At 36.9% G+C, this 2,334-nt stretch carries 1 protein-coding gene; it reads left to right on the top strand.

Annotated features, from left to right (window positions below; all coding sequences use genetic code 11):
• The first annotated feature begins 111 nt into the window (after positions 1-111).
• Positions 112-2,163, top strand: a complete 2,052-nt coding sequence (locus H6G26_RS40970) for a UvrD-helicase domain-containing protein (protein ID WP_242054397.1) — start codon at positions 112-114, stop codon at positions 2,161-2,163.
• The last annotated feature ends 171 nt before the right edge of the window (positions 2,164-2,334 follow it).

The raw sequence follows: 2,334 nt of genomic DNA, 5'->3' as shown, positions 1-2,334 counted from the left end.
CAATTTATAACTATGAGTTAAATTTAGCAATTCCAAAATGCAAACCCTTGACTATAACATAAAAGTAATTTTGCAAGAGGTCTACTGACCGAACAAGATTTAAAAAATGTCTTGATCTCGACCAGACATATTCGTAACTGTACGTTTGGTAGTGCTAGAGATGATTGGTTTTGGGTGACAACTAATGAAATTTATCAAATGGGCGACTTTGATGAAGAGTTTGGAGAAGAGTCAGAGCAGCAAAATACTAAGATTAAAGCAGGGTTGCATTACTTAGAAAAATTTGGTTTATTAGAACGAGCCGAAAATTTTTCAAGCTTTATCGAATTTGAACTAAGCCATAATACCTTTGCTGAGTCTATAGAGCAGTTTGAGGAATACAGCCGGATGAAGGATTTATCCCGGTTTGAAGCAGATAACTTTGAGCGGCTGATTCAGGCAATGCACATTGCGAAAGCTTATTGTAATAGCAATGATCAACCGTTCCCCCTCGACCGCCTCAGTGATGAAGCTGGAATTAGCTTACATGACCTGACTGCTAGAATCCGTGAACTGCAAAAGGCTGAAGTCTGTTCTTTTGAAATACCAATTACACTTGTGATTACTAAGGGTGTAAGAGGAGATGCCCGTAATAATCATGAACGCATTCGCCAGTTAGAAGACCAATTACTCAAAGTGCTTAATGAGTTGTTTGGTAATGAAAATGAAATACAAATAAATCTGCGTGGACTTGCTTCTCGACTTGACCCAGACAATAGTAAAAAAATCAGAGCATCCAACATCATAGATATTTTGGAAGGTTGGGTTGCTCAAAAATGGCTAAAGTTAAGTAGAATTTCTAGTGATGTGGTTCGCTTAGGAGAAATAGAAGTTGCAGAGCATTTACCTGAGCATAAAATTCTCACAACTACAGTATTGGAAGTTTTATATCAAGCATTGAAAGATACAACAGGGGCGAGATTACCTCTGAAGTACGAATTAGGTAAACTTGCTAAAGAAGTTACCCAAAAAATTCAACTTGACTGGAATAATGAAGAGTTAGAAGTTATTCTTTTGTGGCTGCACCAGAGAAAAATCATTCGATTAAGTGATGGGCTGAATCTCTTTCAACAGTCGTTGAAAATCCGTGTAATAAAAAATGCAAGTGTTTCCACAGTAAAAAGCCATTACCATGAAGTTAAAGCTCACTATGATGAACAAACTCGTCGCACTCATTATATGGTGCAATATGGAAAACTCAAGTCAGCAGAACAACGTCAGCAATTCGTTAGTGATTACTTTGGCACAAATAAAGAAGAATTTATTTCAAAGTACGAATTTTCTGTAGAAGATATTATCGAACCTGTTCTTATAGAAGATTACAAGCGTATTATAGAACCGCTTAACCCTGTTCAAAAAGAAATCGTTCTAGCTTCAGACCCAACAATGGCAGTGATAGCAGGCCCTGGTTCTGGTAAAACAAGAACTATTGTTCACCGGATTGCTTATCTTGTAAAGGTTAAGAGAGTTGAGCCGAAGCGTATTCTTGTTTTAGCTTACAACCGTAATGCAGTTAGAGAATTACGGTTGCGGTTGCGTAATTTGATTGGCGAACAAGCATCACGAATTCGGGTCTTTACTTTCCACGGTTTAGCCTTATCACTTTTGGGACGGACGGTAGGTGAATACAGAGGAACTCAAACAATAAATTTTGATCGGCTTTTGGTTGAAGCTTGCGAATTAATTGAAAAAGGCGAAGAATTTGAAGATGCAGATGAAGATACTCAGGCACGACGGATTCAATTTTTAGGAAAATTAGAATATATATTTGTTGATGAATACCAAGATGTCACTGAGAAAGAATATCGTTTAATTAAGGCAATTTCTGGCTTAAATCAATCTGAGGATAAAACACAGTCAGTACAAATTAATCTCTGTGTTATTGGAGATGATGACCAAAATGTTTTTAATTTTAAAGGTGCTGATACTAGATATATCCTTCAATTCCAAGAAGAGTATAAAGCAAAACGATTACTACTTAACGAAAATTACCGCTCTACAGAAAATATTATTGAAACTGCTAATTGTCTTATACAAAATAACTTAATACGCTGCAAACAGGGTCTAGAAGAGCAAGTTCGTATTAACTCTGAACGTCAAGGATTAAGAGGGGAATGGCACTAAGAAAAGCTATAAGCTATGCAGGATAAGGACTACAGCTTTAAGGCTCACTCCCGCAGTAATGGCATAAGTCAGGCGATGGCGGATAGAAGGATGATGTACAATCTAAAAATTTTTTGGAGGTAGAAAAAGCTTACTCGTTCATGAAATACTTTCTTTGAGACGAGCAAGCAA

Origin of the sequence: Nostoc sp. FACHB-888, assembly GCF_014696655.1 — a bacterium.
Classification (GTDB): Bacteria; Cyanobacteriota; Cyanobacteriia; order Cyanobacteriales; family Nostocaceae; genus Nostoc.
This window is presented reverse-complemented; position numbering and strand designations above follow the sequence as displayed.